The sequence below is a fragment of the Limnoglobus sp. genome, from assembly GCF_059499385.1.
The window spans coordinates 57,498-83,478 of sequence record NZ_JCABYM010000021.1 but is presented as its reverse complement, the minus strand read 5'-3'; the positions used below and the strand labels follow the sequence as shown (position 1 = coordinate 83,478).

At 68.8% G+C, this 25,981-nt stretch carries 25 protein-coding genes, 1 tRNA gene and 1 pseudogene; 23 read left to right on the top strand and 4 right to left on the bottom strand.

The window, feature by feature from the left end; genetic code table 11:
- Window positions 1–119: 119 nt before the first annotated feature.
- The 19 genes from AC5JJ2_RS03775 to AC5JJ2_RS03685 all read left to right on the top strand — a co-directional run bounded on the left by AC5JJ2_RS03775 (window position 120) and on the right by AC5JJ2_RS03685 (window position 17,958).
- Window positions 120–212: a potassium-transporting ATPase subunit F gene (locus AC5JJ2_RS03775; protein WP_495856622.1), complete on the top strand. Its 93-nt coding sequence runs from the start codon at window positions 120–122 to the stop codon at window positions 210–212.
- Entirely contained in the window at window positions 209–1,912 is a 1,704-nt protein-coding gene (kdpA, locus tag AC5JJ2_RS03770; protein ID WP_495856621.1) for a potassium-transporting ATPase subunit KdpA, read from the top strand. The genes AC5JJ2_RS03775 and kdpA overlap by 4 nt, the downstream gene beginning before the upstream one ends.
- Before the next feature lie 22 nt (window positions 1,913–1,934).
- On the top strand, window positions 1,935–4,001 hold the full coding sequence (kdpB, locus tag AC5JJ2_RS03765) for a potassium-transporting ATPase subunit KdpB (RefSeq protein WP_495856620.1): 2,067 nt from the start codon (window positions 1,935–1,937) through the stop codon (window positions 3,999–4,001).
- 15 nt (window positions 4,002–4,016) lie between these two features.
- The gene (gene kdpC, locus AC5JJ2_RS03760) at window positions 4,017–4,589 is read left to right on the top strand and encodes a potassium-transporting ATPase subunit KdpC (protein WP_495856619.1); all 573 of its coding nucleotides are present in this window, start codon (window positions 4,017–4,019) and stop codon (window positions 4,587–4,589) included.
- Window positions 4,586–7,282: a DUF4118 domain-containing protein gene (locus AC5JJ2_RS03755; RefSeq protein WP_495856618.1), complete on the top strand. Its 2,697-nt coding sequence runs from the start codon at window positions 4,586–4,588 to the stop codon at window positions 7,280–7,282. Before kdpC ends, AC5JJ2_RS03755 begins: the two co-directional genes overlap by 4 nt.
- 5 nt (window positions 7,283–7,287) lie before the next feature.
- Window positions 7,288–7,980 (top strand): response regulator, encoded by a 693-nt coding sequence (locus AC5JJ2_RS03750; protein ID WP_495856617.1) that lies wholly within the window; start codon window positions 7,288–7,290, stop codon window positions 7,978–7,980.
- An 82-nt stretch (window positions 7,981–8,062) separates the two neighbouring features.
- The gene (locus AC5JJ2_RS03745; protein ID WP_495856616.1) at window positions 8,063–10,084 is read left to right on the top strand and encodes a hypothetical protein; all 2,022 of its coding nucleotides are present in this window, start codon (window positions 8,063–8,065) and stop codon (window positions 10,082–10,084) included.
- A gap of 285 nt (window positions 10,085–10,369) precedes the next feature.
- A complete protein-coding gene (locus AC5JJ2_RS03740) occupies window positions 10,370–10,837 on the top strand; it encodes an RrF2 family transcriptional regulator (RefSeq protein WP_495856615.1) in 468 nt (155 codons plus the stop codon).
- Between the two features lie 37 nt (window positions 10,838–10,874).
- Entirely contained in the window at window positions 10,875–12,089 is a 1,215-nt protein-coding gene (locus tag AC5JJ2_RS03735; RefSeq protein WP_495856614.1) for an IscS subfamily cysteine desulfurase, read from the top strand.
- 20 nt (window positions 12,090–12,109) lie between these two features.
- Complete coding sequence (locus tag AC5JJ2_RS03730; RefSeq protein WP_495856613.1) at window positions 12,110–12,487, top strand: hypothetical protein; 378 nt, start codon at window positions 12,110–12,112, stop codon at window positions 12,485–12,487.
- A gap of 33 nt (window positions 12,488–12,520) precedes the next feature.
- Window positions 12,521–12,943, top strand: coding sequence for a Fe-S cluster assembly scaffold IscU (gene iscU / locus AC5JJ2_RS03725; RefSeq protein WP_495856612.1), 423 nt, complete (start codon window positions 12,521–12,523; stop codon window positions 12,941–12,943).
- A gap of 60 nt (window positions 12,944–13,003) precedes the next feature.
- Window positions 13,004–13,384: a HesB/IscA family protein gene (locus AC5JJ2_RS03720; protein WP_495856611.1), complete on the top strand. Its 381-nt coding sequence runs from the start codon at window positions 13,004–13,006 to the stop codon at window positions 13,382–13,384.
- Between the two features lie 8 nt (window positions 13,385–13,392).
- A complete protein-coding gene (gene hscB / locus AC5JJ2_RS03715) occupies window positions 13,393–13,908 on the top strand; it encodes a Fe-S protein assembly co-chaperone HscB (protein ID WP_495856610.1) in 516 nt (171 codons plus the stop codon).
- A 23-nt stretch (window positions 13,909–13,931) separates the two neighbouring features.
- Window positions 13,932–14,004 (top strand) — tRNA-Val (locus tag AC5JJ2_RS03710).
- Between the two features lie 613 nt (window positions 14,005–14,617).
- Window positions 14,618–14,896 (top strand): hypothetical protein, encoded by a 279-nt coding sequence (locus tag AC5JJ2_RS03705; RefSeq protein ID WP_495856609.1) that lies wholly within the window; start codon window positions 14,618–14,620, stop codon window positions 14,894–14,896.
- A gap of 215 nt (window positions 14,897–15,111) precedes the next feature.
- Window positions 15,112–15,915: a sigma-70 family RNA polymerase sigma factor gene (locus AC5JJ2_RS03700; protein WP_495856608.1), complete on the top strand. Its 804-nt coding sequence runs from the start codon at window positions 15,112–15,114 to the stop codon at window positions 15,913–15,915.
- Between the two features lie 177 nt (window positions 15,916–16,092).
- A complete protein-coding gene (locus tag AC5JJ2_RS03695; protein ID WP_495856607.1) occupies window positions 16,093–16,839 on the top strand; it encodes a hypothetical protein in 747 nt (248 codons plus the stop codon).
- Between the two features lie 190 nt (window positions 16,840–17,029).
- Window positions 17,030–17,374, top strand: a complete 345-nt coding sequence (locus AC5JJ2_RS03690; protein WP_495856606.1) for an ElaB/YgaM/YqjD family protein — start codon at window positions 17,030–17,032, stop codon at window positions 17,372–17,374.
- 170 nt (window positions 17,375–17,544) lie between these two features.
- Window positions 17,545–17,958: a hypothetical protein gene (locus AC5JJ2_RS03685; RefSeq protein WP_495856605.1), complete on the top strand. Its 414-nt coding sequence runs from the start codon at window positions 17,545–17,547 to the stop codon at window positions 17,956–17,958.
- 63 nt (window positions 17,959–18,021) lie between these two features.
- Here AC5JJ2_RS03685 and AC5JJ2_RS03680 read toward each other — a convergent pair whose 3' ends face one another.
- On the bottom strand, window positions 18,022–18,180 hold the full coding sequence (locus AC5JJ2_RS03680; RefSeq protein ID WP_495856604.1) for a hypothetical protein: 159 nt from the start codon (window positions 18,178–18,180) through the stop codon (window positions 18,022–18,024).
- 183 nt (window positions 18,181–18,363) lie between these two features.
- Here AC5JJ2_RS03680 and AC5JJ2_RS03675 point away from each other — a divergent pair, with 183 nt between their 5' ends.
- Window positions 18,364–19,986, top strand: a complete 1,623-nt coding sequence (locus AC5JJ2_RS03675) for an N-acyl-D-amino-acid deacylase family protein (RefSeq protein ID WP_495856603.1) — start codon at window positions 18,364–18,366, stop codon at window positions 19,984–19,986.
- 4 nt (window positions 19,987–19,990) lie between these two features.
- Here the strand turns inward: AC5JJ2_RS03675 and AC5JJ2_RS03670 are convergent, their stop codons facing one another.
- The 3 genes from AC5JJ2_RS03670 to AC5JJ2_RS03660 all read right to left on the bottom strand — a co-directional run bounded on the left by AC5JJ2_RS03670 (window position 19,991) and on the right by AC5JJ2_RS03660 (window position 21,957).
- The gene (locus AC5JJ2_RS03670) at window positions 19,991–20,875 is read right to left on the bottom strand and encodes a hypothetical protein (protein ID WP_495856602.1); all 885 of its coding nucleotides are present in this window, start codon (window positions 20,873–20,875) and stop codon (window positions 19,991–19,993) included.
- 89 nt (window positions 20,876–20,964) lie between these two features.
- Window positions 20,965–21,549 carry a hypothetical protein gene (locus tag AC5JJ2_RS03665; protein ID WP_495856601.1) on the bottom strand — a complete coding sequence of 195 codons (585 nt, stop codon included), beginning with the start codon at window positions 21,547–21,549 and terminating at the stop codon, window positions 20,965–20,967.
- A gap of 102 nt (window positions 21,550–21,651) precedes the next feature.
- Window positions 21,652–21,957, bottom strand: coding sequence for a hypothetical protein (locus AC5JJ2_RS03660; RefSeq protein WP_495856600.1), 306 nt, complete (start codon window positions 21,955–21,957; stop codon window positions 21,652–21,654).
- Between the two features lie 281 nt (window positions 21,958–22,238).
- Here AC5JJ2_RS03660 and AC5JJ2_RS03655 point away from each other — a divergent pair, with 281 nt between their 5' ends.
- The 3 genes and pseudogenes from AC5JJ2_RS03655 to AC5JJ2_RS03645 all read left to right on the top strand — a co-directional run.
- A complete protein-coding gene (locus AC5JJ2_RS03655; RefSeq protein WP_495856599.1) occupies window positions 22,239–22,829 on the top strand; it encodes an RNA polymerase sigma factor in 591 nt (196 codons plus the stop codon).
- Between the two features lie 11 nt (window positions 22,830–22,840).
- Window positions 22,841–24,508 (top strand): serine/threonine-protein kinase, encoded by a 1,668-nt coding sequence (locus AC5JJ2_RS03650; protein WP_495856598.1) that lies wholly within the window; start codon window positions 22,841–22,843, stop codon window positions 24,506–24,508.
- 93 nt (window positions 24,509–24,601) lie between these two features.
- Window positions 24,602–25,981 (top strand): annotated as a pseudogene (locus AC5JJ2_RS03645) (squalene--hopene cyclase); the annotation flags it as partial.

The following is a 25,981-nucleotide window of genomic DNA, read 5'->3' as shown; positions in this document are numbered from 1 at the left end:
CTGTGTCTCGCGGAGGTCGCACGCATGGATTTCGTCTGGCTGGCCATCGTCACCGCCTTCTTCGCCGGGTCGGCCCTGTTGGTCCGGCTCCTGGCCTCGCTCCCAGGGGAGGGGTAGCCGTGGACGGCTTCGTGCTGCTCGCCCTGGTCACGGCCGTCGCAATGGCCGCGTACTTGATCGTCGCCCTGATGAAACCGGAGTGGTTCTCATGACCGCCAACGGCCTCTTTCAAATCGGCCTCGCCGTCGGGTTGATCCTGGCTTGCGTGCGACCGCTGGGTTGGTACCTGGCGCGGGTGTACGCCCGGCCGACGCACGGCCGCCTCGAACGGCTCCTCTACCGCCTCGCCGGCATCGACCCGGCCGCGGAGATGACGTGGCCGCGGTACGCCGGGGCGCTCCTCGCGTTGAGCTTCGTCAGCGTGCTGGCGGTGTACGGCCTCCAGCGGGCGCAGGCGGCGCTTCCGCTCAACCCGCAGGGGCAGGCGGCGGTCTCGCCGGACTCGTCGTTCAACACGGCCGTCAGCTTCGCCAGCAACACCAACTGGCAGGGGTACGGCGGCGAGAGCACGATGAGCTACCTGACGCAGATGGCGGCGCTGGCGGTGCAGAACTTCGCGTCCGCCGCGGCCGGGATGGCCGTGCTGGTGGCCCTGATCCGCGGGTTCGCCCGCCGCGGCGCGGACACGATCGGCAACTTCTGGGTCGATCTGGTCCGCGGGACGGTGTACGTCCTGCTCCCGCTGTCGCTCGTGCTCGCCCTCGTGCTCGTGTCGCAGGGCGTGCCGCAGACGTTCTCCGCGTACCACGAGGTGCAACTCGTCGAGCCGGCCGCCGACGCGGACGGGAAGCCCGTGACGACGCAAACGGTCGCCGTCGGCCCGGTCGCGTCGCAGGTGGCGATCAAGCAACTCGGCACCAACGGCGGCGGGTTCTTCAACACGAACTCCGCCCACCCGCTGGAGAACCCGACGCCGCTGTCGAACCTGCTGCAACTCGTCGCGATCCTGCTCATCCCCGCCGCCCTGTGCTGGACGTTCGGCGACATGGTCGGCGACCGTCGGCAGGGGTGGGCGATCCTCGCGGCCATGTTCGTAATTCTCCTCCCGCTGCTCGGCCTCACGGTCTGGGCCGAAGACCGGCCGAACCCGGCGCTCGCCGCCCTCGGCGTCGATCAGGCGGCCGGGAACATGGAGGGCAAGGAGGTTCGTTTCGGCGTGCCGAACTCGGCCCTGTGGGCGGTCGCCACGACCGCCGCGTCGAACGGGTCGGTGAACTCCATGCACGACTCGTACACCCCGCTCGGCGGGCTGGCCCCGCTGTGGCTGATGCAGCTCGGCGAGGTCGTGTTCGGCGGCGTCGGGTCCGGGCTGTACGGGATGCTCGTGTTCGCCCTGGTGGCCGTGTTCCTCGCCGGGCTGATGGTCGGCCGCACGCCGGAGTACCTGGGCAAGAAGATCGGCGCGTTCGAGGTCAAGATGGCCTCGCTCGTCATCCTCCTGCCGTGCGCGATGGTGCTGATCGGCACGGCGGTCGGCGTCGCGTTCGAGGACGGCAAGAAAGGCGTGCTGAACACCGGGCCACACGGGTTCAGTGAAATTTTGTACGCCTACTCGTCGGCGGCCAACAACAACGGGTCGGCGTTCGCCGGGCTGAGCGCGAACACGCCGTTCTACAACGGCACGCTCGGGCTGGCGATGCTCGTCGGCCGGTTCGGGGTGATGCTCCCCGTCCTCGCCGTCGCCGGGTCGCTGGCGCGGAAGAAGTACACCCCGCCGGGGCCGGGCACGCTGCCCACGCACACCCGGTTGTTCGTGTTCCTGCTCGTGGCCGTGGTCGTCGTCGTGGGGGCGCTGAGCTTCCTCCCGACGCTCGCCCTCGGGCCGGTCGTCGAACACCTGATGCCGCGCTAGTTCCCGGAGCCATCGAACACCCATGAACACCCGAACCGAAACGCCGCGTTTGTTCCGCGCCGACATCGTGCGGGCCGCCGTCGTGGCCGCGGTGACGAAGCTCGACCCGCGGACGCAGCTCCGCAACCCGGTCATGTTCGCCGTCTACCTCGGCAGCATCCTCACCACCCTCCTGTGGGTGCAGGCGGTGCGGGGCGGCGGCGGCGAGTCGGCCGGGTTCGTCCTCGGCATCGCCGCCTGGCTGTGGGCGACCGTGCTGTTCGCGAACTTCGCCGAGGCCGTCGCCGAGGGGCACGGGAAGGCGCAGGCCGCGTCCCTGCGGAAGTCCCGCACGAGCGTCACGGCCCGGCGGCTGACCGACGTGAAATCCCGCGAGGCGACCGACGTGCCGGCCGCGGACCTGCGGGTCGGCGACCTGGTGTACGTGCCGGCCGGGGACGTGATCCCGGCCGACGGCGACGTGGTCGAGGGCGTCGCGTCCGTGGACGAGAGCGCCGTCACCGGCGAGAGCGCCCCGGTCGTGCGGGAGAGCGGCGGCGACCGCAGCGCCGTCACCGGCGGCACGCGGGTCATCTCCGACTGGCTCGTCGTCCGGGTCGCGACGCTGCCGGGGCAGAGCTTCCTCGACCGCATGATCGCGATGGTCGAGGGGGCGAAGCGGCAGAAGACGCCGAACGAGATCGCGCTCGCGATCCTGCTCGCCGCCCTCACCCTCGTCTTCCTGCTCGTCATGGTGACGCTGCTGCCGTTCTCGGCCTACGCCGTCGAAACGGCCGGCCGGGGGCGGACGGTCACCGTCACGGTGCTGGTCGCGCTCTTCGTCTGCCTCGCCCCGACCACCATCGGCGCGCTGCTGTCGGCCATCGGCATCGCCGGGATGAACCGGCTCAGCCGGTCGAACGTCGTCGCCATGTCCGGCCGGGCGGTCGAGGCGGCCGGGGACGTGGACGTGCTGTTGCTCGACAAGACGGGGACGATCACCCTCGGCAACCGGCAGGCGACGCGGTTCGTCCCGGCCGACGGGGTGAAGCCGGAGGAGCTGGCGGAGGCGGCGCACCTCGCGTCGCTGGCCGACGAGACGCCGGAAGGCCGCAGCATCGCCGTGCTGGCGAAGCAGCAGTTCGGGCTGCGGGGCCGCGACCTGGAGCAGGTCAGGCCGCACTTCGTCCCGTTCTCGGCGAAGACGCGGATGAGCGGCGTGGACCTGGACGGCCGTGTCGTCCGCAAGGGGTCGGCCGACGCCGTCGAGGCCCACGTCCGCGCGCTCGGCGGGGCCGTCCCGGACACGGTGCGGGACGCGGTGCGGGCGATCGCCCAGGCCGGCGGCACGCCGCTCGTGGTCAGCCGGGACGCCCGCGTCCTCGGCGTGATCGAACTCAAGGACATCGTGAAGGGCGGGATCAAGGAGCGGTTCGCGGAGCTGCGGCGGATGGGGATCAAGACGGTGATGATTACCGGCGACAACCCGCTGACCGCGGCCGCCATCGCCGCCGAGGCCGGGGTGGACGACTACCTCGCCGAGGCGACGCCGGAGGCGAAGCTGGCGCTCATCCGCGAGTACCAGCAGGGCGGCCGCCTCGTGGCGATGACCGGGGACGGCACGAACGACGCCCCGGCCCTGGCTCAGGCGGACGTGGCCGTCGCCATGAACACCGGCACGCAGGCGGCGAAGGAGGCCGGGAACATGGTGGACCTCGACAGCAACCCGACGAAGCTGATCGAGATCGTCCACGTCGGCAAGCAGTTGCTCATGACCCGCGGGGCGCTGACGACGTTCAGCATCGCGAACGACGTGGCGAAGTACGCGGCGATCATCCCGGCCGCGTTCGTCGCCACGTACCCGGAGCTGAAGGCGCTCGACGTGCTGAACCTGTCGTCCCCGGCGAACGCGATCCTGGCGGCGGTGATCTTCAACGCCCTCGTCATCGTCGCGCTGGTGCCGCTCGCCCTGAAGGGCGTCCGCTACCGGCCGGTGGCGGCGGCCGAGCTGCTCCGCACGAACCTGCTCGTGTACGGCCTCGGCGGGCTGGTCGTGCCGTTCGTCGGGATCAAGGCCCTCGACCTGCTCCTGTCGTTGTTCACCGGCTAACCGGAGGGGATACCCATGTGGAACCACTTACGAACCGCGCTCGTCGTCCTCGGGGTCATGACCCTGCTCACCGGCGTCGCGTACCCGCTCGCCGTCACGCTGCTCGCGCAGGCCCTGTTCCCCGGCCCGGCGGCCGGGAGCGTCGTCACCCGCGACGGCACGGCGCTCGGGTCGGCGCTCGTCGGCCAGCCGTTCTCGAAGCCGGAGTACTTCTGGGGCCGGCTCTCGGCGACCGGGCCTGTCCCGTACAACGCGGCCGCGTCGTCGGGGTCCAACTTCGGCCCCCGCCACCCGGACCTGGCGAAGAACGCGAAGGACCGCATCGACGCGTTGAAATCGGCCGACCCGACGGTCGAAAGCGTGCCGGTCGATCTCGCGACCGCCTCCGGCAGCGGCCTCGACCCGCACGTCAGCCCGGCCGCCGCCGAGGTGCAGGTCCGCCGCGTCGCCGCCGCCCGTAAACTGACCGAGGAGCAAGTCCGTTCGCTCGTGCAATCCCACACCGAATCGCGACAGTTCGGGTTGCTCGGGGAGCCGCGGGTGAACGTGTTGGCACTGAACCTCGCCCTGGACGCGATCCCCCGATGACCCCGCCGCGGCCCGATCCCGACGCCTTGCTGGCCCAACTCCGGGCGGAAGACGGCCGCCGGGCGCGGGGCAAGTTGAAGGTGTTCTTCGGCTACGCCGCCGGGGTCGGGAAGACCTACGCCATGCTCGAAGCCGCCCGCCGCGAGCGGGCCGCCGGGCGGGAGGTCGTCGTCGGGTACGTCGAGCCGCACGGCCGGCCGGAAACCGAAACCCTTCTCCAGGGACTGGAAAGCCTGCCGACCCGACGGGTCGAGTACAACGGCGTCGTGCTAGGGGAGTTCGACGTGGACGCCGCCCGGACCCGCCGCCCGGACCTGCTGTTGGTCGATGAACTCGCGCACACCAACGCCGAGGGCAGCCGCCACGCCAAGCGGTGGCAGGACGTGACGGAGTTGCTCGACGCCGGGATCGACGTGTGGACGACGCTCAACGTCCAGCACATCGAGAGCTTGAACACCGTCATCGGCCAGATCACCGGCGTTACCGTGCGGGAGACGGTCCCGGACCGCGTCTTCGAGACGGCCGACGAGCTGGAACTCGCCGACCTGCCGCCGGACGACCTGCTCGGGCGGTTGCGGGCCGGGAAGGTGTACCGGCCGGAGCAAGCCGAGCGGGCCGTCCAGAACTTCTTCCAGAAGGCGAACCTTGTCGCCCTCCGGGAACTGTCCCTGCGGCAAGCCGCGAAGCGGGTTCACACCGAGGTCGAGACGGCCCGCCGCCGGTCGGCGGCGGACCGCCCGTGGGCGACGGCGGACAAGCTGCTCGTGTGCGTCGGTCCCAGCCCGACGACCGCCCGCGTGATCCGCACGGCCAAGCAGCTGGCCGACGCGCTCGACGCCCCGTGGCTGGCGGTTTGCGTCGAGCAGCCCGGCATCGCCGCGAACCCGGCCGCCGCCCAGCAGGTCGCCGACCACCTGCGGCTGGCCGAGCGGCTGGGGGCCGAGACGGTGACGCTCACCGGGACGGGGGTGGCGGCGACCGTCCTCGACTACGCGCGCACGCACAACGTCACGAAACTGTTCGTCGGCAAGACCCGCGCCCCCCGGTGGCGGCGATGGCTCCGCACGGGCGTCGTCGAGCAGCTCCTGGCCGGCAGCGGCGACATCGACGTGTACCTGATTCAAGGGAGTGAAGAAGGCCGGGGTGCGATCCGTGTCCCCGAGGAGCGGTCATCGTTCTCTTGCTCCGGTTATCTCATCGCCACCGGGGCCGTGGTCGGGGCGTCGGTGGTGGCGGCGGGGTTCGCCCGCCTGCGAGTCGCCGAGGCGAACGTCGTCATGGCCTTCCTGGCGGCGGTCGCCGCGGTCGCCTTCCGATACGGCCGCGGCCCGGCGGTATGGGCCAGCGTGATTTCGGTGCTCGTGTTCGACGTGTTCTTCGTCCCGCCCGTCCACTCGCTGACGGTGAACGACACGCAATACCTGTTCACGTTCGCCGTCATGCTCGTGATCGGGCTGCTCATCAGCGCCCTGACGGCCCGGCTCCGCGCGCAACTCGAACTCGGCCGCCAGCGGGAGCGCCGCACCCTGGCCCTGCACCGCCTCGGCAAGCAACTCAGCGCGCTGGCCGGGGACGCGTTCCTCGTCGCCGCCGCCGGGCAGCACCTGCGGGAGACGCTCGGCGGCGACGTGGCGATCTACCTCGCCCCGGCCGCCGCCGCCGCCAAATCACCGCCCGCCGTTGTTTTTGGAAACGACACGGTCGTCGCCAGCCACCCGATCAGCGGGCCGGCCGCCCACTGGGTCATGACGCACGACCGGATCGCCGGCCGGGGCACGGACACGCTGCCGAACGCCGTCGCCCTGTTCGTGCCGCTGACCGGCTCGCAATCGACGTTCGGGGCGATCGCCGTCCGGGTCGAACCGGCGGACCGCCTCCTCCAGCCCGACCAGCGGCAGTGGCTCGAAAACTGCGCCAGCCAGTTGGCCCTGGCCCTGGAGCGGGACCGCATGGCCGTGAGCGCGGCCGACGCCCGGCTGCGGGCCGAAACGGAGCAGGTCCGCAACACGCTCCTGAGCGGCGTGTCGCACGACCTGAAGACGCCGCTCGCCGCCATCGCCGGGGCCAGCAGCACGCTCCTGCAACTCGACCCGACCGCCGCCGGCACGCGGCGGGAGCTGCTCGACACCATTTCCGACGAGGCCGTCCGGCTGAACCGGTTGCTGGAGAATATCCTGCAAATCGCCCGGTTAGACGCCGGGGCCGTCGCCCCGAACAAGCAGTGGCACGTCCTGGAGGACATCGTCGGCTCGGCCCTGCGGCGGACGCAACCGCTCCTCAACGATCACCGGGTCGAAGTCCGGTTGCCGTCGGAGATGACGCTCTTATTCGTGGACGGGCTGCTGATGGAGCAAGTCTTCGCCAACCTGCTGGAGAACGCCGCCCGGTACACGCCGGCCGGGTCGCACGTCGTCATCTCGGCGAGCGCCGTGGGGCGGGAGTTCGTCGTCACCGTGGCGGACGACGGCCCCGGCCTGCCGCCCGGCTCGGCCGACGTGATCTTCGACCGCTTCTACCGTGGCCCCACCGGCCCGGACGCCGGGCGGGGGAGCGGGCTGGGGCTGGCGATCTGCCGGGCGATCGTCGGCCTGCACGGCGGGACGATTCGGGCCGCCACCCGCCCGGCGGGCGGGGCCGCGTTCACGATCCGGTTGCCGCTGACCGGCGACCCGCCCCGGCTGCCGGTAGAGTAACGGTCATGCCGACCACCGAACCGCTCGTGCTGGTCATCGAGGACGAGACGCCGATCCGCCGGTTCCTTCGCGCGTCGTTGACCGAGGCGGGGTATCGCGTCGAGGAGGCCACGTCCGGGGAAGAGGGCGTCAAGAAGGCGGCGGCCCGGCCGCCCGACTTCGTGATCCTCGACCTCGGGCTGCCGGGGGCGGACGGCCATGACGTGCTCCGGCGGCTGCGGGAGTGGCTGACGGCCCCGATCATCATCCTGTCCGCGCGGGAGCAGGAGAAGGAGAAGGTTGAGGCGCTGGACGCCGGGGCCGACGACTACCTGACTAAGCCGTTCGGCCTGGGCGAGTTACTAGCGCGGATGCGGACGGCCCTCCGGCACGCCCGGCCCCAGACCGCCGACGGGACGGCCCTGCAGGTCGGCGACCTGCGGATCGACCTGGCCGCCCGCGTCGTGACGCGGGCGGGCGAGCCCGTCCACCTGACGCCGCTGGAGTACAAGCTGCTCGTGCTGCTCATGCGGAACGCCGGGAAGGTGTTGACACACCGGCAGTTGCTCCGGGACGTGTGGGGGCCGCACGACGTTCACGAGCACCACTACCTGCGGGTGTTCGTCGCCACCCTCCGGCGGAAGGTCGAGCCCGACCCGACCCGGCCCCGGTACATCCTCACCGAGCAGGGGGTGGGCTACCGCTTCGCCGGCGGGTGACCGACTCCGATTGCACTCCCTTCCCGCCCTTGCTATAGCCGGCCCGTCTGCGCACTCACCCCACGTTCGGGAGCGGTTCGGCATGAGGCCGGGGCTGTGGCTACTCGCGTTCTGCTCGCTCGCCGGTTGCGCCGGGTCGTCGCGGGACCGGTTGCGCACGCTCGACCCCGTTTCGGAAGAGCGCGGCTCCCGCCAGACCCGCGGGTTCGCCGACGCCTTCGACACGAAGTCCGCCGCCCGCGTCGAGGTCACGCCGACGCGGAAGACGCTCAAGCTCGGCAAGGACCAGCTTCTCATCGCCACCGTGTACGACCGGGACGGCAACCCGCGGAGCCGCCGCAAGGTCGAGTGGACCATCGACGGGCCGGGCAAGATCGTCGCCACGGACGAGGGCGGGTTCCTGCCGAACCGCGGGCGGAAGGTCGATTCCAAGTACGCCGTCGTTTACACGAACACGTTCGGCCAGACCGTCAAACGCGACGACCCGCGGGACGACTTCGAGGTGCGGGCCGGGCAGACGTACTGCGTCGTCACCGGCACGGAGCCGGGCGTCACGACCGTGACGGCGTACTCGCCGGAGGTCGTGGACGAGGACAAGGGCCGGGCCGCCGCCACGCTGACGTGGACCGACGGCGACGCGCCCCCCCCGCGCGAGACCTCGACGAGCGACACGACGCCGCGACGGGACGCCGCCAACCTTGCGAGCCGGACCAATGCGCCGCAGGCCGCGCAGGTCAGCCTGGACGTGAAGATGCCGCGGGCCGTCGGGCTGAACCAGGACGTAGCGATCACGATCGCGCTGGCGAACGGCGGCCGCGCGGACAGCGAGCCGGTCACGCTACGGGCGACGATCCCCGACCACGCCGAGTTCGTGCGGGCGGAGCCGGCGGCGATCCGCCGCAGCGGGAACACCCTCACCTGGGCGTTCGAGACGGTCGCCGGCCTGTCGAACCAGGATGTCGCGCTCACCCTGCGGCCGACGCGGAAGGCGGCTCTGAACGTGACGGCCACCGCGGAGACGGCCGACGGGCTACGGGCCGAGAAGAAGGCGAGCACCGAAGTGGACACGGCCGGGCTGGCGGTGACGGTGGACGCGCCGAAGTTCGCCGGGACCGGCGAGGACGTGCCCGTCCGCGTGACGGTGAAGAACACCGGGAACGTCCCGGTCGAGAACGCCGTCGCGTGGGTCGATCTTCCTGATTTGAAGACGAACCCGATTGAAAAGAGCGTCGGCCGGATCGGCGCGAAGGAGTCGAAGATGGTGTCGATCCCCGTGCCGGTCGAGAAGGCGGGGAAGTGCGCCGTCCGCGTGACGGTCACCGCCGACGGCGGCCTCGCCGAGCGCGGCGACGCGACCGTGACCGTCGGCCGGGCCGAGCTGGACGTGACCGTCAACACGCCGGAGACGATCCCCATCGGGCAGGACAACCTGTTCGAGTTCAAGGTGACGAACCGCGGCGACGCCGGGCTGACGGACGTGAAGGTGGAAGCGGCGCTGCCCCGCGGCATCACCGCCGGCGTCGCGACGGAGAACGGCCGCGTCACGACCGCCGGCGGCGCGAACTGGGCCGTCGGCTCGCTCGCGCCGGGCGAGTCGAAGGTCGTCCGGCTCAACACGACGAGCGAGCGGCAAGCCGAGAAGCTGGCCGTCACCGCGACCGCCGACGGGGAACTGGAGTCTGGCACACGGGTCAAGGCGAAGGACGCGAAGGCGGTCGTGTCAATCGTCGGCCGGCCGGTGCTGACGCTCGAGTTGTCCGACCCGGTCGGGCCGATCAACGTGGGCGGGCGGGCCGTCTACCGTGTGACCGTCCGCAATCGCGGCAACTCGTCGGCCCGCGACGTATCACTTGTGGCGACCGCGACCGACGAACTGTCTCCGAAGCGCGGCAGCGGCCCGAACCGCACGACCGCGACGGTGGCCGACCACAAGTTCGCGTTCCCGCTCGTCAGCGAGCTGCCGGCCGGGTCGACGGCAAGCTTCACATTGGAGACAGAGGCGACGAAGGGTGGTAGCGCTCGCGTGTCGGTCGAGGTAAAGAGCCGCGAACTCACGACCGCCGTGAAGGAAGAACAGGCGACGCACATCGTCGGCAAGCGGTGACCCCGACTTCCGAAGTCCGGCTTCGACTTCGGAAGTCGAGATCGTCTAGGAGCGTTCCACTCCCCCTTGCCTCGGTGGCTGGTCCCGTTCGACTTCCGAAGTCGAAGCCCGACTTCGGAAGTCAAGGTCATCGCCACAACTTCCTCTCCCTTCTACATCTCCGATCTTGAGACGCAATCTCACGGAATTCGCACTATTCGACTACCATTCCCCACCTTACAAATCGAATAATGGCAGTGCGGATTCGGTCCGCCCGGTCGTACCTTGTCGCAGGGGAGTAACGCCATGACGCTCTTGAGTCGGAAGGCCGACTATGCGTTGCTCATCCTGTCGCACCTGTACCACAACCCGACCGGCGGGAACGCTCGCACGATCGCCGAGAAGTTCGGACTGAGCCGGCCGTTCGTCGCGAACATCCTGAAGGAACTCACCCACGCCGGGTACGTGACCAGCCACCGCGGGGTGAAGGGCGGGTACGCCCTCCTCCGCCCGGCGTCGTCGGTCACGCTCGCCGAGCTGCTCGAATCCATCGAGGAAGGGTTCAAGCTAACGGTTTGCAACGGGCACGCGGATGCGGTTCAAGACGACGAGGCGTGTTCCGTGTCGCACGTCTGCCCGATGAAGGGGCCGGTCGCGGAGATTCACCACCGGCTCATGGGCGTCCTCCGCGGCGTGACGCTGGAGGAGTTGTTCGCCCCGAACCTGAGCGTGCCGAGCAGCCCGACGATGCACCCGCTCACGATGAGTCACTAACCGCGGGCGAACCCGCGGCCACAAATAGGAACGAGACATGAAGCTGCCGATCTACATGGACAACAACTCGACGACCCGCGTGGACCCCCGCGTCGTCGAAGCGATGCTGCCGTTCTTCACCGAGGAGTTCGGGAACGCCGCCAGCCGCAGCCACCCCTACGGGTGGAAGGCGGAAGCGGCCGTGGACGAGGCCCGCGAGCAGATCGCCGCCCTGATCGGCGCGACCGAGAAGGAAATCATCTTCACCAGCGGCGCGACCGAGAGCAACAACCTCGCCCTCAAGGGCGTGGCGGCGATGTACAAGAAGAAGGGGAACCACATCGTCACGGTCCCCACCGAGCACAAGTGCGTCCTCGACACGTGCAAGCGGCTCGAACGCGAGGGCTGCCAGGTGACGTACCTGGACGTGGACAAGTACGGCCGCGTCACGGCCGAACAAGTCCGCAACGCGATCACGGACAAGACGATCGTGGTCAGCGTCATGTTCGCGAACAACGAGATCGGCACGATCCAACCCATCGCCGAGATCGGCAAGGTGTGCAAGGAGAAGGGCGTTCTATTCCACACGGACGCGGTGCAGGCCGTCGGCAAGGTCCCGGTGGACGTGGAGGCGATGGGCATCGACCTGCTCAGCCTGACGGCCCACAAGCTGTACGGGCCGAAGGGCATCGGGGCGCTGTACGTCCGCAAGAAGAACCCCCGCGTGCGGCTGGAGCCGATCATCGACGGCGGCGGCCACGAGCGGGGCATGCGGTCCGGCACCCTGCCGGTCCCGCTCATCGTCGGGTTCGGCGAGGCTTGCGCGATCACGAAGAAGGAGATGCTGGAGGAGAGCAAGCGGACGTTCGCCCTCCGCGAGCGGCTGCGGAAGGGGATCATGGACCAACTTCCCGAGACGTACCTGAACGGCCACCCGACGGAGCGGCTGCCGGGGAACGCGAACATCAGCTTCGCCTACGTCGAGGGCGAGGGGATGATGATGGGCATCAAGGACGTGGCCGTGAGCAGCGGGTCGGCATGCACGAGCGCGAGCCTGGAGCCGAGCTACGTGCTGCGGTCCCTCGGCGTCGGCGACGAGTTGGCGCACAGCAGCATCCGGTTCGGCATCGGCCGGTTCAACACGCAGGAGGAAGTGGACTTCGTGGTGGACCTCGTCGTCCGCGAGGTGAAGCGGCTCCGCGAGATGTCCCCGCTGTACGAGATGGCCCAGCAGGGGATCGACCTCAAGAGCATCGAGTGGGCGGCACACTAAACTTTCAAGTCAGGTGACACATGCCGACGACGGTTACCAGCTTGGAAGATCGCGTCGATCATTTGGAAAACAAGATCGACGCGATGAAGACTGAGGTTCACCAGATGACGGCCGAGTTCGCCGCGTTCAAGGGGCGAATCGACACGGTGGTCGCGCTCGTCCGGTGGATCGGCGTGTTCGTGGCCGGGCTAGCCGTCACGGTAATCTTCAGTGTGATTTCGTTCGCCCACTCCGCCGGCAAATTGGAAGCGAACGTGGACCGGCTCAAAGAGACCGTCCAACAGCAAGAAAGACTCTACCAGACGCAGAGCGATGCGATCCGAACTCTTCAAATCGAGTTGAAGGAGATTTCGGTCAAGCTCGGCGGGATCGAAGAGAAGCTAAAAAAGTTGCCGTGACGCGATTGCGACTCTAACCGACAGGAGCATCCCATGCCATATAGCGACAAGATTCTCGAGCACTACAACAACCCCCGCAACGTCGGCAGCCTCGACACGAAGGACGCCACCGTCGGCACCGGCCTCGTCGGCGCGCCGGAGTGCGGCGACGTGCTCAAGCTCCAGATCAAGGTCAACAAGCTCACCGGCGTCATCGAGGACGCCCGGTTCAAGACGTTCGGCTGCGGGTCGGCCATCGCCTCCAGCAGCCTCGCCACCGAGTGGCTCAAGGGCAAGACCGTGGACGAGGCCCTCGAAATCAAGAACACCGCCATCGTCGAGGAGTTGGCCCTGCCGCCGGTGAAGGTCCACTGCTCCGTCCTGGCCGAGGACGCGATCAAGGCGGCCATCAAGAACTACCAAGAGAAGCAGGACGCGGCCGCCGAGAAGGCGGAACCGGCTACCGTCGGCGGCTGACGCCGTGTATGATTCCCTCATCGAACCGGTATCCTCTGACACACTAACCGAAAGGTTCACATGTCCACCGAAACCCTGGAACTCGGCACGAAGACCTCGACGAAGGCCGCCCCGATCGTCCTGACGGAGAAGGCCGCGGGCGAAGTGAAGCGGATCGCCGCCGACCAGGCCGCGGACTCGCCGCTGTACCTCCGCGTCCGCGTCGTCGGCGGCGGCTGCTCCGGGTTCCAGCACAAGCTCGACCTCGACGAGAACGTCAACGAGAAGCTCGACGAGGTGTACGAACTCCTCGGCGTGAAGATCGTCGTGGACAAGCGGTCCGCCCTCTACCTGGACGGCGTGACCGTGGACTTCCACGACGACCTGAACAAGCGGGGCTTCAGCGTCTCGAACCCGCACGCGAAGACGACCTGCGGCTGCGGCAGCTCGTTCTCCATGTAAGTGACGTCATGCCAGACTACTTCGAGCGCCTCGGCCTGCCGAGGCGCTTTTCCGTTGACGAGGCCGCGGTCGAGCGGCAGTACCTGTCGCAGTCCCGGCAACTGCACCCGGACTTCCACGGCGGGGCGACGGCCGGCGAGCAGCAAGCCGCGATCGCGCTCACGGCCTCGCTGAACCAGGCCTACGTCACCCTGAAGGACCCGTACCGCCGGGCCGAGTACCTGCTCTCGCTCCTCGGCGGGCCGACGGCCGGGCAGGAGAAGGGGCAGGACCAGGCGTTCCTGATGGAGATGATGGAAACCCGCGAGCGGATGGACGACGTCCGCGCCGCCGGCGGCGATTTGAGCGAACTCGAGGCCGACCTGGTGCGTCAATACGAGGACGTGCTCGCCGACGTGGGCGGACTGTTCGCGAAGCCGGACCCGCAGCCGGCGGACCTGTTGGCGATCCGCAAGCAACTGAACGCGGCGAAGACGATCCAGAGCCTGCTCCGCGACCTGCGGGGCACGCCGGACCGGAGCTGACCGGGCGGCTATAATCTCGACACGGGCGTGTAACTCAGCGGTTAGAGTGCCTCCCTTACAAGGAGGAAGTCGGGGGTTCGAGTCCCTCCTCGCCCACTTCACTTTTTGTCTCGAAATCTGAGCGAAGACGTTAGCTTTTCGACGGTCGAGGACGAGACCATCCTCAGCTTCTGCCTGTCCACGTGCGAGGGTGCTGCGTGTGCAAACTTACTCTTGTGTTGACGCGGGTGCGGCGGAGATGACGGAGGCGGAGTGGTTGTTGTGGAATCACCCCGAGCCGCTCATCGACTTCCTAGACCTGCACGGGCGAGCGGGCGACAGGAAGTTAACCTTGCTCGGTCTCGGCTGTTGCCACCTCGTCGAGGATCGCATCCAAAATGCGGCGTGTCGGGCTGCGATTGCGGCGACCGGAGCCTTGCTCGAACGGACTGTCACCGAGCAAGAGCATCGGATCCTATTTGAACGCGCGGCGGCCGCGTATCGCGATTGCTTCGATTGCTACTCGTTGGGCCACGTCGAAACGCGGGCATGCTCTCTGGCGGCCGCCGCTGCCTTCCAGCCGACCTGTCATCAAACCGAGTATTGGGAAGTGAGGATGCGGCGGACGGGGGAAGAGCAGTACGTTCCGTCGAAACAGGCACGCGAAGTGGCCTGCCTCGCTAGCCTCCTCGCGTCGGCGGGGGTCGCAGATATGCGCGAGGGCATGAGAGTGGAACTCGATGCCGAGGCTCAACAAGCCGACCTCACCCGGTGCGTCTTCGGCAACCCCTTCCGCCCCGTCACCTTCTTCCCCTCATGGCTCACGCCCACGGCCGTCGGCCTCGCCCGCGGCATCTACGACGCCCGGGCGTTCGACCGGCTGCCGATCCTCGCGGACGCGCTCCAGGACGCCGGGTGCGAGGATCAGCAGTTGCTCGCGCACTGCCGCGGCGGCGGGCCGCACGTCCGCGGGTGCTGGGTCGTGGACGGCGTCCTCGGAAAGAGTTAACCTCCGAAGGCGAAGGGCGGCAAAGATATTGAACAAGTTTCGGTCAGATCGTCCTGCTCGTCGTAGGTTCTTGCTTGTATCACGACCCCAATCCGAGTAACATCGAATGGGTTCGATCGGCCCGCGTCATGCGGGATTTTCGCCGACCGAACTGCAAGGACGGGCCACCACTTTCCCCACGGCGCGGCCGCCCTTTCCCCAGCACCGAGGCCGCCATGAGCGTCACCGCCGAACGCCCCGCGTTTGACAATTACCTGTCCGACCTCCGCGCCCCGCTCCTCTCCGCCCGCGAGGAGAAGGACTTGGCCGCCCGCGTCGCCGCCGGGGACGTGGAGGCCCGCGACGAGATGGTCCGGGCGAACCTCCGGCTGGTGGTGAACATCGCCCGGAAGTTCACCGGCCGCGGCGTCCCGCTCGACGACCTCGTGTCCGAGGGGAACCTCGGGCTGATGCGGGCGGTCGAGGGGTACGACCCGGACATGAACACGCGGTTCAGCACCTACGCGGCGTACTGGATCAACCAGAGCATCCGCCGCGGGATCGTCAACACCGGGAAGACGGTCCGCGTGCCGTCCTACGTCGCGCAGTTGCTCGGCCGGTGGCGGATCGCGGCGAACCGCCTGGCCGAGGAGCTGGGGCGGCCCGCCTCGCGGGAGGAGGTCGCGGGGCGGCTGGGGATCACCCGGCGGCAGGCGGCGGCCGTCGTCGAGGCGATGCGGGGGTCGCAGGCGGGGACGGTCGCGGCCGACGAGGGGCAGGGGATGGAGGAACTGGTGGCCGACCCGCGTGAAGGGGAGCCGGGGGCGGCGATGATGCACGCGTCGGACCTGGCCCGGATGAAGGACCTCATGGCACGGCTGAGCCAGCGGGAGTCGCTCGTGCTGCGGATGCGGTACGGGCTGGGGGAGGAGCCGACGAGCCTGAAGGCGATCGGCGAGCACCTCGGGTTGACCCGCGAGCGGGTGCGGCAGATCGAGACCGAGGCGCTGGAGAAACTCGGGACCGGGTTCGCGGATTGAGGGCGGAACGACCCGCACGTCCGACACCGTCGCGGCCGGTCCTGCCGGCTGTCGCAATTCTCCCGGCCGCCGCCCGGCCTTCGGTCCCGCCGACTCTCCTCCGGCCGGAACCACCGCCCCGGATTTGACGATGACGATAGATTGGGTACGCCCTCGCCCCGTGAAGGAATCACCCCGATGAGTTGCCACCGCTTGGTTCTCGCCTGCCTGTTGATCGCGTTCGCCGGGATGCAATCCGTCGCCGCCGGGGAAAAATACTTCCTGCTCATGTTCGGGGCGCAGCAGTTCCCCAAAGACCCGGACTACGCCCACACGTTCGCCACCTTCGTCCGGCAGACGGATTGTGCCGAGGGCCGCCGGCTGGAAGTGCGGACGATCAGCTGGCTGCCGTTGCAGTTGCCGCCGCGGATCCTCCGGCTGCGGCCGGAGACGGGCCGGAACTACGAGTTGCACGAGACGATGCGCGGCCTCCTCGCCCTGAAGGAGCGGGTGTCGATGTGGGGGCCGTATGAGATCGAGCCGGAGTTGTACGAGTTGGCGGGCAAGCAAATCGACCGGCTAAATAGCGGGGCGATCCGGTACAAGGCGTTCGACGCCTTCTACGGCAACAACAACGTCACGAACTGCATTCACGCGGTCGCTGGGCTGACGGAGCGCGGCCGGCTGCGGGTCTTCACCCCCGCCTGGGGGGACTCGGCCAGCTACTTCGTGCTGAACAAGCTGCTGCCGTGGGTCGTCGATCCGTTGACGACGCACGACCACCTCGTCGGCGAGATGGGGCTGGACGCGTACCCCATCGCGTACCGCAAGCCGTTCGAGCGGCACCTCCTACCGCCGGCCACGGGGTTGCGGTTGCTCGTCCACGACGCGCTCCCCGAACCGACCTACGGCCCGCCGGCGGTCCGCGGCCGCGCCGGGCGATGACCGCGGCGATTGCGCGACCGGTTGCGCATGCTGAGAATGCGCGGTGTTACCGCCGGCCGGCCCGGGGGATTTTCCGCCGGATTCCCCGTACATTCGGGCGGGCCGGGCCTTTGGCATCCGGATTGCAAATTCGTTCCTCACTTCGATCGCGGGACTGGCCCACATGATCGAACACTTTGGAGGACGGACCATGGCCAACCCACAAGAACGCGGGAAGAATAACTTCAACGGCGGCAGCGAATCGACCGCCACGGGCGTCGTCGGCGCGGTGAAGGACGCCGCCCAGGGCGTCGCGGACACCGCGTCGAACATCGGCAACAAGGTTTCGAGCTACGCGGACGACGCCTACAAGGGCGCGAAGGACGCGGGCCAGAAGGTTCAAGAGTGGACCGGCGATGCCTACGACGCCGCGGCGGAACGGGTCGGGGACTTCGGCAACGAGGTCGCGAGCCTGGTGCGGAAGCACCCGGTTCCGAGCATCCTGATCGGCTTCGGCGTCGGGTTCCTGCTCGGCCGGGCCGCCAAGATGATCTGAGTAAGGTGCTGATCTGAGAGGGTACTCTCAGCGTCGCCACGGCGAGCGTACTTCGGTACGCTCGCCGTTTTTCGTGTCAGGACTCTGCGCCAGTGTGGCATCGAATCTGCCCTACCTACTGTCGTGGCACCGGTCGCGGTGCGAATCGCTCCTCTAACCCGTGGTGTGTCATGGCCATGCTCAGCCAACCGGCCTTCGGGCCGAAACTCTCGATCGGCCTCATCATCGTCGGCGCGCTGATGGACGTGTGGGCCTTGGTGTGGCGGTTCACGCTCGCCCCTGAGCCGCTCACGCCGACGGCCCGGTTCTGGTACTTCGGGTTCCTGCTCACCGGGTTCACGTTCCTGCTCGTCGGGTTCTTCCTCGGGCAGATCGGCCGGGCGGCGCGGAACGCGGAGCTGCCGCCGCCGGAGGCGACCGCGGCGGAAGCGGCCATTCAACAGACCGGGGCCGCGAACCCGCCGCCGGTCGCGCCGGCGATGCCGGGCGCGATCCCGAACGGCGTCGTGGCGAATCAGCTCCCCACGACACCCGCGGCCGCCCCGGTCGCCAACGCGCGGCCCGTTGTTATCAACGGGCGATGAGCCGAACCCGGAAACGAAAAACCCGCCGGAGGACCGGCGGGTTTTTTCGTGACCGGCTCGTGGTCAGATTCGCACGTTCTTGATCCGGGTCATCAACGAATCTTTTTCCTTGTTCGATGTCGGGTAGTAGCACGCCGGCACGTCGTGACAGCACCGACGAGAACAGCAGCCGACCGACGAAACGGTTATCACCGCGACGAGCAGTGCGAGAAGACGAGTCATGGGACACCTCCGCGAAGGAATTATCGACCGGAGACGTTGCAGCCGTTGCGCCGGGCGAAGGTTCATCATCGTGAATAGACACGGCCGCGTGTGAAAATGGGTCGGCCTTGCGGGTTGGGTTGCTTCCCGCGAATCGCCCGGCTCACTATCTGAACATCACCGCCCACCCTCGCGAGCCGCGTCATGCGTTTCACGTCCGTCCTCTTGCTCGTCGTGCTGGCCCTGCCGACCCGCGCCGCCGACCCCGAATACGACCTCGTCCTCCGCGGCGGCAAGGTCGTGGACGGCACGGGCAACCCGTGGGTCCACGCCGACGTCGCCATCCGCGGCGACAAGATCGCCGTCGTCGGCCGCGTCCCGGCCGGGGCCGGCAAGCGGGAGATCGACGCGACGGGCCTCGTCGTCGCCCCCGGCTTCATCGACATCCACTCGCACTCCGACCTGTTGCTGCTCGAAGACGGCAAAGCCCCGAGCAAGGTCCGCCAGGGCGTCACCACCGAAGTCCTCGGCGAGGGCAACTCCGTCGCGCCGTCGAACCGGTTCCCGGCGCTCGGCGACTACTTCCAGGCCACGCGCAAGGCCGGCATCGCGGTGAACGTCGCCACCTACGTCGGCCTCGACAACGTCTGGCAGTCCGCGATGGGCACGTCCCACGCCCGGCCGACGCCGGCGCAGTTCGACACGATGAAGGCGTTCCTCGACGCCGCGATGAAGGACGGCGCGTTCGGCCTGTCGAGCATGTTGGCGATGCCGCCCGGCTCGCTCGCCACGACGGACGACATCGCCGCGCTGTGCAAGGTCGTGGCAAAGCACGGCGGCCTCTTCTCGACGCACAACCGCAACGAGGGGACGGACGTTCTCGCGGCCGTGACGGAGGCCATCACCATCGGCGAGAAGGCCGGCGTGCCGGTGGACGTGATCCACCTGAAGATCGCCGACCAGAAGCTGTGGGGCCGGATGAACGAACTCGTCGCGCTGATCGACGCGGCCCGCAAGCGCGGCGTGAACGTGCAGGCCAACGTCTACCCGTACACGCGGGGCAACAACAACCTCGCGAGCATCATCCCGCCGTGGGCGCACGAGGGCGGCACGGCGAAGTTCCTCGACCGGCTCAAGGACTCGTCCCTCCGCCCGCGGCTGAAGAAGGAAATCACGGACGGCCTCCCCGGCTGGTACAACCATTACACGGCCGTCGGCGGCGACTGGTCGCGAATGCTCGTCAGCGGCAAGGGCAGCTACGAGGGGCTGACGATGGACCGCGTCATCGCGGCGAAGTCGAAGGGCGTTTCACCAACTCCGGACGCGCTGGACGTCCTCTTCGACCTGCTGATCGCGGAGGGCGGCTCCGTGCCGACGGTGTACGAGCACCACACGGAGAAGGACATGACGCTGGCGCTGCGGCAGCCGTGGTGCTCGGTCGGCTCGGACGGCTCGGCCTACGCGACGGACGGCCCGCTCCGCCGCGGCAACCCGCACCCCCGCAACTTCGGCACGTTCCCGCGAGTTCTCGGCGTCTACGTCCGCGAGAAGGGCGTGCTGACGCTGGAGGACGCGGTGCGGAAGATGACGAGTCTGAACGCGGCAAAGCTCGGCCTCGCCGACCGCGGCCTACTGCGGCCCGGCCTGTTCGCGGACGTGACGGCGTTCGCGGCCGACCGGGTGATCGACCGGTCCACCTACCAGAAGCCGTTCCAGTATTCGGAGGGGATCGAGTACGTGATCGTGAACGGCCAGCTCGTGCTCGACCAGGGGAAGCCGACCGCTGCACGGCCGGGGCTGCCGCTGAAGCGGCCAACGGGACGGTGATCGGCTAGAAGTGCTTGCCCTTCTCGCGGCCGGCGCTCCGCTTCTGGCGGGCGCGGTCGGCCGCGTTCCGCTGGAGCGTGCCCAACGCCCGCTGCACCTCCGAGACGACCGCGCGGCACTCCTGGTAGACCGCGTTGCCCTGTGCCAACAGGACCTGCCGGTCCTTTTGCAGGTGCTCCAACTGTTCCCGCTCCCAGTTCACCCGCGGGAACGGGACGCGCGGCTCGATGTGGCCCTTGTAGAGTTCCCCGAGCCGCTTCCGCTCTGGCACGCCCAGCGACCACGTGGCCCGGTGGACGAGCTCCCGCGCCTTCGGCAGGGCGTAGTGGACGCGGCTCTTGGCCTTGTTCCACTGGGCCACGTCCGCTTGCAGGGCGTGGACCTTCTCCTCGACGCCGAGCGACTTCCGGAACTCCGCCTCCATCTCGGCCCGCAACCCTTCCATGCTCATGCGGACGGATTCGATGCCGGCCTCCAGGCCCAGGATCGTCTTCCAAAGGAGGTCGAGGGCCTGCCACTTTTCCGGCGGGAGGTCTTGCCTGTCATCCTCGTCGCCGGCGGCCGCACGAGCGGCCGGCTTCAACCGGGCGTACACCGTGAGGTGGTCGTCGTCCGGCGGCGGGGCCGGCAGGGGGTGGGTCAGTTCGGGAATGGAATCGTCCCCGAGCCGCCACGACTCGACCTGGTCGTGAGAGATGGTCGCGGCTTCGAGAAGCATTTCGACCGTCATCCGGCGGCTCGCGTCTGCGTCTTCGAGCCGATTTCGCGGGACGAGAAAGACGACCGTGACCCCCTCGCCCTCCGTCATGGACCACGCCTCGGCGACGTCCTCGCCCCCGTGCTTCAGCGTGACCCAATCCGTTGACGGGAGTTGCTCTGCGAAGCTCACACCACACCCCCCGAGAGCGAGAACTTACACCGTCGAACGACCCTGTTTATCTGCCCGGCGGTCGCAGGGAGCAACAACTACGGGAAAGCCTACATGTTCGCCGGGTCAGGTGACCCGCCTGATTCGACTTCTGCGTCCCGGCGGGCCTGTGCAGCGTAGACCCACTGCTCGAAGTCCGGGTGGCGGGCCTGCGCCCGTCGCACCAACTCGGCCCCGGTAGCGGGTGGGCGTATACCGAACTCCGACGCCAGCCAAACACGCAACCGTTCGGCCGTACCCGGCTCGGGCGGCGGTGCGGACAGGTCGCAAAACCCCAACTCGTTATACCCAATGGCCAGTAGGTGGAGGAAGTCGCGGACGTTGTCGGCCAAGACCATCAGGTTGTCGCCTTCCGAGCCAAGATGCACGACGGGGGCGGCCGCGGTATCCGGCCCGGCGTGCAGCCACAGCACCAGAATTGAACCGTCCGGGCCGGACCCGAACCCAGCGAGTTGCCGCCACGCCTCGCTCCCATCGCCGAACCACGCCTTTAGCGCAGCCCCCTCGGGCCGGAGCCGGTGGTAGCCGCTCAGCGGGTAGTCGGTGCGGTCCAGGTAGTCACAGAGCGCCCGCAACTCAGGCGGCATGGCGACGCCTGGCGGGAACTCGGCCGCAATCTTCCCAGCCCGACTCATTCGTTGAGTCTCCGCCGCCGAACGACCCCGCTCACCTGCCCCCGGCGGCTTTGGGCCTGTGTCAGGTGCAGCACCTGGTTCGGCATCTGGGCTACACGCCGGCTACCGCCACTCGATGTCCCCGGTAGCGAAGTCCACCTTGGGGGCGCTGATCTCGCTGGCGGCTCCGGCCGGGTCTACAACCGACCAGCCGTCGTAGTGGCCGGGCTGATACGGCGAGTCATCGGGGAGATCGCTGTCAGAGTCGGCGGCGCGGGTCAGCTCCTCGATCGACGCCCGCAGGTCCGGCGGCCACTCGCCTGGAGCCAGCCGGCCGCACACCCACGGCCAGCCGCAGAGCCGTGCCTCGGTGATGCGGCCGAGCGGTTGCCCGTTCCAGTACAGCGTCAGCCACTCAGGCGCTACCACCCGCAAGCCCTCCGGCCGCCGACCCGGATTTATCCCAGTCCCCAGATTGGCATAAATCCAAGTCGGGTTCGCTCCGCTACAGCCGGGCGCGACGCCCCCCAGCCTAGCGACCCGAACGAACAAGGTCAAAACCCAATCTTCGGACCATAACGATATTCGTCGCAACGGCCGTCAACTCGGCATGATGAAGGACCCGCAGTCGTCGCACGACGGGGCGAATGGACGCTCACGAACCCTGGGGTAGAATGCACCCGCCCCGATCCCCACAGTGCGGAGGCCCGATGGCCGGCGATTCCACGCAGTCCCTGCGGCCGCTCGTGGAGCGGATGCGGCAAGGCGACGCGACCGCCCGCCGGGACCTCCTCGACCGGGCGTGCGGCCGGCTGCACCGGCTCGCCGGGCACATCCTCGCCGGGTCGTTCCCGGCCGTCGCCCGCCGGCACGAACTCGACAGCGTCGTCCACGAGACGTGGCTGCGGCTCGCCCAGGCCCTCGACTCCGTCAAGCCGGAGTCGGTCGAACACTTCTTCCGGCTCGCCGCGCAAAAGGTCCGGCACGTCCTGCTCGACCTCGTGGACCGCGAGCGGCGCGGGTTGGGGCACGAGGCCGTCGGGCTGAGCGGGTCGCAGCCGGACCTCGCCCTCGGCGGCCGCACCCACGACCCGGCGAAGCTGGCCGTCTGGACCGAGTTCCACGCGAAGGCCGCGACCCTGCCGGACGACGAGCGGGCCGTGTTCGAGATGCACTACTACCTCGATTTGCCGCAGGCGGAGATCGCGTCGCTGCTCGACCTGCACCCGCGGAAGGTCAGCCGCCTGTGGATCGCGGCGACGGACAAGCTGGCGGACGGCGTCGTGGACCCGATCGGGTGAAGGGGTGACGGGTGGACACGCAATTCGAGAACACGATCGCCCAACCGCCGCCCCGGTGCGGCGCGGGCGTCGATTCCACGCAGCTCTACGACCTGCTCGCCGAGTGGGAGGAGCGGCGGCAGAACGGCGACGACGCGACGCCGGAGCAGCTCTGCCCGAACGATCCGGCCATGCAGGACGAGCTTCGGAAGCGGATCAAGCGGCAGCGGAACGTCCGGGCTATGATCGAGCCGACCGAGCCTGTGGACATGTCGCCGCCGTTACCGGCGATCGACGGGTACGACATCCTCAGCGTCGTCGGCAACGGCGGCATGGGGATCGTCTACCAGGCCACGCAGGTCCGGCTGGGGCGGGTCGTCGCTTTGAAGATGATCCTCGCGGCCGGCGCGACGCCGCGGGACCTGGCCCGGTTCCAGGAGGAGGCGCGGGCCGTCGCGGCGCTGCAACACCCGAACATCGTGCAGGTGTTCGAGACCGGCGAGGCCGGCGGGCGGCCGTACCTGGCGCTCGAGTTCGTCCGCGGCGGCAGCCTGGCGCAGCACCTCAAGGGGCAGCCGGCCGCGCCGCGCCGGGCCGCGGAGTTGGCCGTGGTACTCGCGCGGGCGGTGCAGCACGCGCACGAGAATGGCATCGTCCACCGGGACTTGAAGCCGGCGAACATCCTGCTCGACCCGGACGGCACGCCGAAGGTCGCGGACTTCGGGCTGGCGAAGCGTCTGAACGACGACAGCGGGTTCACGCAGACGGGCACGGTCGTCGGGTCGCCGAGCTACATGCCGCCGGAGCAGGCCGTCGGCGACGTGAAGGCCGTCGGCCCGCACTCGGACATCTACTCGCTCGGCGCGATCTTGTACGAACTGCTCACCGGCCGCCCGCCGTTCCGCGGCGAGACGATCCTGCAAACGATCCAACAGGTCAGCGAACACCCGCCCGTTCCGCCGGCGGCGTTACAGCCCGGCGTGCCGCGGGATTTGGAAGTGATCTGCCTGAAGTGCCTGGAGAAGCTACCGGGCGAGCGCTACCGGACGGCCGCGGCGCTGGCGGACGACCTGGGGCGGTTCCTGGCCGGCGAGCCGATCCACGCGAAGCCGCCGTCGGTCTTCGGGGCGATGGCCCGGAACATCCGCCGCGGGAACTTCCACCCCGGTTTCCGCCGGTTCTCGAACTGGCTGCTGTGCCTCGCCCCGGTTTCGCCGATCTTTCACCTGAGCGTGTACTTCACGTTCCGCGACCACCCGCAGTACCCGGTGCTGATGACGGCCGCGACGATGTCGATGCTCATCTTCGTGCAGCTCGTCCTGTTCGTGGGCAGCAGCTTCACGCTCCGGCAGGCCCCGTCCAGCCAGCGGCGGCACTTCACGACCGTCTGGAGCGCGCTGACCGTCGGCGTCGTGCTGTACTGGTTCCTGCTGTGGGCCGTGGTCCCGCACGACCGGCTGGACCTGATGTTCCTGGCGTACCCGCTGTGGATGTTGCAACTCGGGCTGACGTACCTGGCGTTCGCGGCCGAGGCCGGCGGGCTGTACGTGCAGGGGAGCATCTTCCTGACGCTCGGGATGCTGTCCGTCCTGGTGCTGCCGTGGATGCCGCTCATCGTCGGGTTCCTGATGTTCACGAACATGACGATCAGCGGCCTGCTCCTCCGCCACGGGTTGGGGCTGAGCGCGGCGCGGCCGTAGGGCGGCGCGTTTCGCGCGTGGACTTGCGGAAATCGGCCGAGGTTCATTACACTGTCCCCACGCGACGCCCACCCCCGAGCGGAAAGGACTCCCGTGGCCGCCACCCTTCGCCTACGCCGGCCGGACGAACAGTTCGCCGCGTTCCTGGACGCCGTACGGGAAACCGCCGACCGCGGCCGCGCCGCGCTGCTGGCCCAACAGAAGCCGGACGGCCACTGGGTCGGAGAACTCGAAGGCGACACGATCCTCGAATCCGAATTCATCCTGCTGCTCGCGTTCCTGGGGAAGGAGACCGAGCCGCGGGTGCGGAAGCTCGCGAACTACCTGCTCGCGAAGCAACTGCCGGACGGCGGGTGGCCGAACTACCCCGGCGGCCCGGCCGAGGTCAGCGTCTCGGTGAAGGCGTACTTCGCGCTCAAGATCGCCGGCCACGCCCCGGACGAGCCGCCGATGCGGCAGGCCGCGGACGCGATCCGCAAGCTCGGCGGGGCGGCGGCGACGAACAGCTTCACCCGCTTCTACCTCGCGCTGCTCGGCCAGATTCCTTACGAGAACTGCCCGACCGTACCGGTCGAGATGGTACTTCTGCCGCGGTGGTTCTACTTCAACATCTACGCAATGTCGGCGTGGAGCCGCACCATCGTCGTGCCGCTGGCCGTGGTGAACGCGTACCGCCCGCTCCGCGACCTGCCGGAGTCGCTCGGCATCCGCGAACTGTTCCTCGAAGACCCGGCCACGCCGTGGAAACCGGCCGTCAAGCCGCGGCGGTTCTCGTGGGCGAACTTCTTCCTGAAGGTCGATTCGTGCCTGAAGTTCGCGGGGCGAACCGGGTTCACGCCGTTCCGCCGGCGGGCGCTGCGGAAGGCCGTGGCGTGGATGCGGGAGCGGTTCCGCGACAGCGACGGCCTCGGCGCGATCTTCCCGCCGATGGTCTACACCGTTGTCGTGCTCAACTGCCTCGGCGTGCCGGAGACAGACCCCGAGTTCCAGTGGGCGATGAAGCAACTGGACGATCTGCAAATCGAAGGAGGCGACACGCTCCGCCTTCAGCCGTGCCTGTCGCCGGTGTGGGACACGGCCCTGTCGCTCATCGGCGTGACCGACGCGGGGCAGCCGCCCGACTCGCCAGAGAGTACCGGGGCCGTGGCGTGGCTGCTGGACAAGGAAGTGCGGACGCCCGGCGACTGGGTTCGCACGGCGAAGCGGTGCGAGCCGGGCGGCTGGTTCTTCGAGTACCGGAACGCCTTCTACCCCGACACCGACGACACGTCGATGGTGCTGATCGCGCTGGCGAAGGTTCGCGAACAGGCTCGACTTCCGAAGTCCGGCTTCGACTTCGGAAGTCCGACCGGCAACGACACGGTGCAAGTCGCGAGTCTTCGCGTGGGGCCGACTTCCGAAGTCGAAGCCGGACTTCGGAAGTCCGAGCCGGCGGCCGCCCGCGCGGTCAACTGGCTGCTCGCCATGCAGAAC

Coding starts and splice junctions, on each gene's coding strand:
- kdpA (WP_495856621.1), top strand. CDS start 209: ATGACCGCCAACGGCCTCTTTCAAATCGGCCTCGCCGTCGGGTTGATC.
- kdpB (WP_495856620.1), top strand. CDS start 1,935: ATGAACACCCGAACCGAAACGCCGCGTTTGTTCCGCGCCGACATCGTG.
- AC5JJ2_RS03740 (WP_495856615.1), top strand. CDS start 10,370: ATGACGCTCTTGAGTCGGAAGGCCGACTATGCGTTGCTCATCCTGTCG.
- AC5JJ2_RS03695 (WP_495856607.1), top strand. CDS start 16,093: ATGAGTTGCCACCGCTTGGTTCTCGCCTGCCTGTTGATCGCGTTCGCC.
- iscU (WP_495856612.1), top strand. CDS start 12,521: ATGCCATATAGCGACAAGATTCTCGAGCACTACAACAACCCCCGCAAC.
- AC5JJ2_RS03755 (WP_495856618.1), top strand. CDS start 4,586: ATGACCCCGCCGCGGCCCGATCCCGACGCCTTGCTGGCCCAACTCCGG.
- AC5JJ2_RS03690 (WP_495856606.1), top strand. CDS start 17,030: ATGGCCAACCCACAAGAACGCGGGAAGAATAACTTCAACGGCGGCAGC.
- AC5JJ2_RS03735 (WP_495856614.1), top strand. CDS start 10,875: ATGAAGCTGCCGATCTACATGGACAACAACTCGACGACCCGCGTGGAC.
- AC5JJ2_RS03745 (WP_495856616.1), top strand. CDS start 8,063: ATGAGGCCGGGGCTGTGGCTACTCGCGTTCTGCTCGCTCGCCGGTTGC.
- hscB (WP_495856610.1), top strand. CDS start 13,393: ATGCCAGACTACTTCGAGCGCCTCGGCCTGCCGAGGCGCTTTTCCGTT.
- AC5JJ2_RS03685 (WP_495856605.1), top strand. CDS start 17,545: ATGGCCATGCTCAGCCAACCGGCCTTCGGGCCGAAACTCTCGATCGGC.
- AC5JJ2_RS03750 (WP_495856617.1), top strand. CDS start 7,288: ATGCCGACCACCGAACCGCTCGTGCTGGTCATCGAGGACGAGACGCCG.
- AC5JJ2_RS03700 (WP_495856608.1), top strand. CDS start 15,112: ATGAGCGTCACCGCCGAACGCCCCGCGTTTGACAATTACCTGTCCGAC.
- AC5JJ2_RS03720 (WP_495856611.1), top strand. CDS start 13,004: ATGTCCACCGAAACCCTGGAACTCGGCACGAAGACCTCGACGAAGGCC.
- AC5JJ2_RS03665 (WP_495856601.1), bottom strand. CDS start 21,549: ATGAGTCGGGCTGGGAAGATTGCGGCCGAGTTCCCGCCAGGCGTCGCC.
- AC5JJ2_RS03680 (WP_495856604.1), bottom strand. CDS start 18,180: ATGACTCGTCTTCTCGCACTGCTCGTCGCGGTGATAACCGTTTCGTCG.
- AC5JJ2_RS03655 (WP_495856599.1), top strand. CDS start 22,239: ATGGCCGGCGATTCCACGCAGTCCCTGCGGCCGCTCGTGGAGCGGATG.
- AC5JJ2_RS03675 (WP_495856603.1), top strand. CDS start 18,364: ATGCGTTTCACGTCCGTCCTCTTGCTCGTCGTGCTGGCCCTGCCGACC.
- kdpC (WP_495856619.1), top strand. CDS start 4,017: ATGTGGAACCACTTACGAACCGCGCTCGTCGTCCTCGGGGTCATGACC.
- AC5JJ2_RS03730 (WP_495856613.1), top strand. CDS start 12,110: ATGCCGACGACGGTTACCAGCTTGGAAGATCGCGTCGATCATTTGGAA.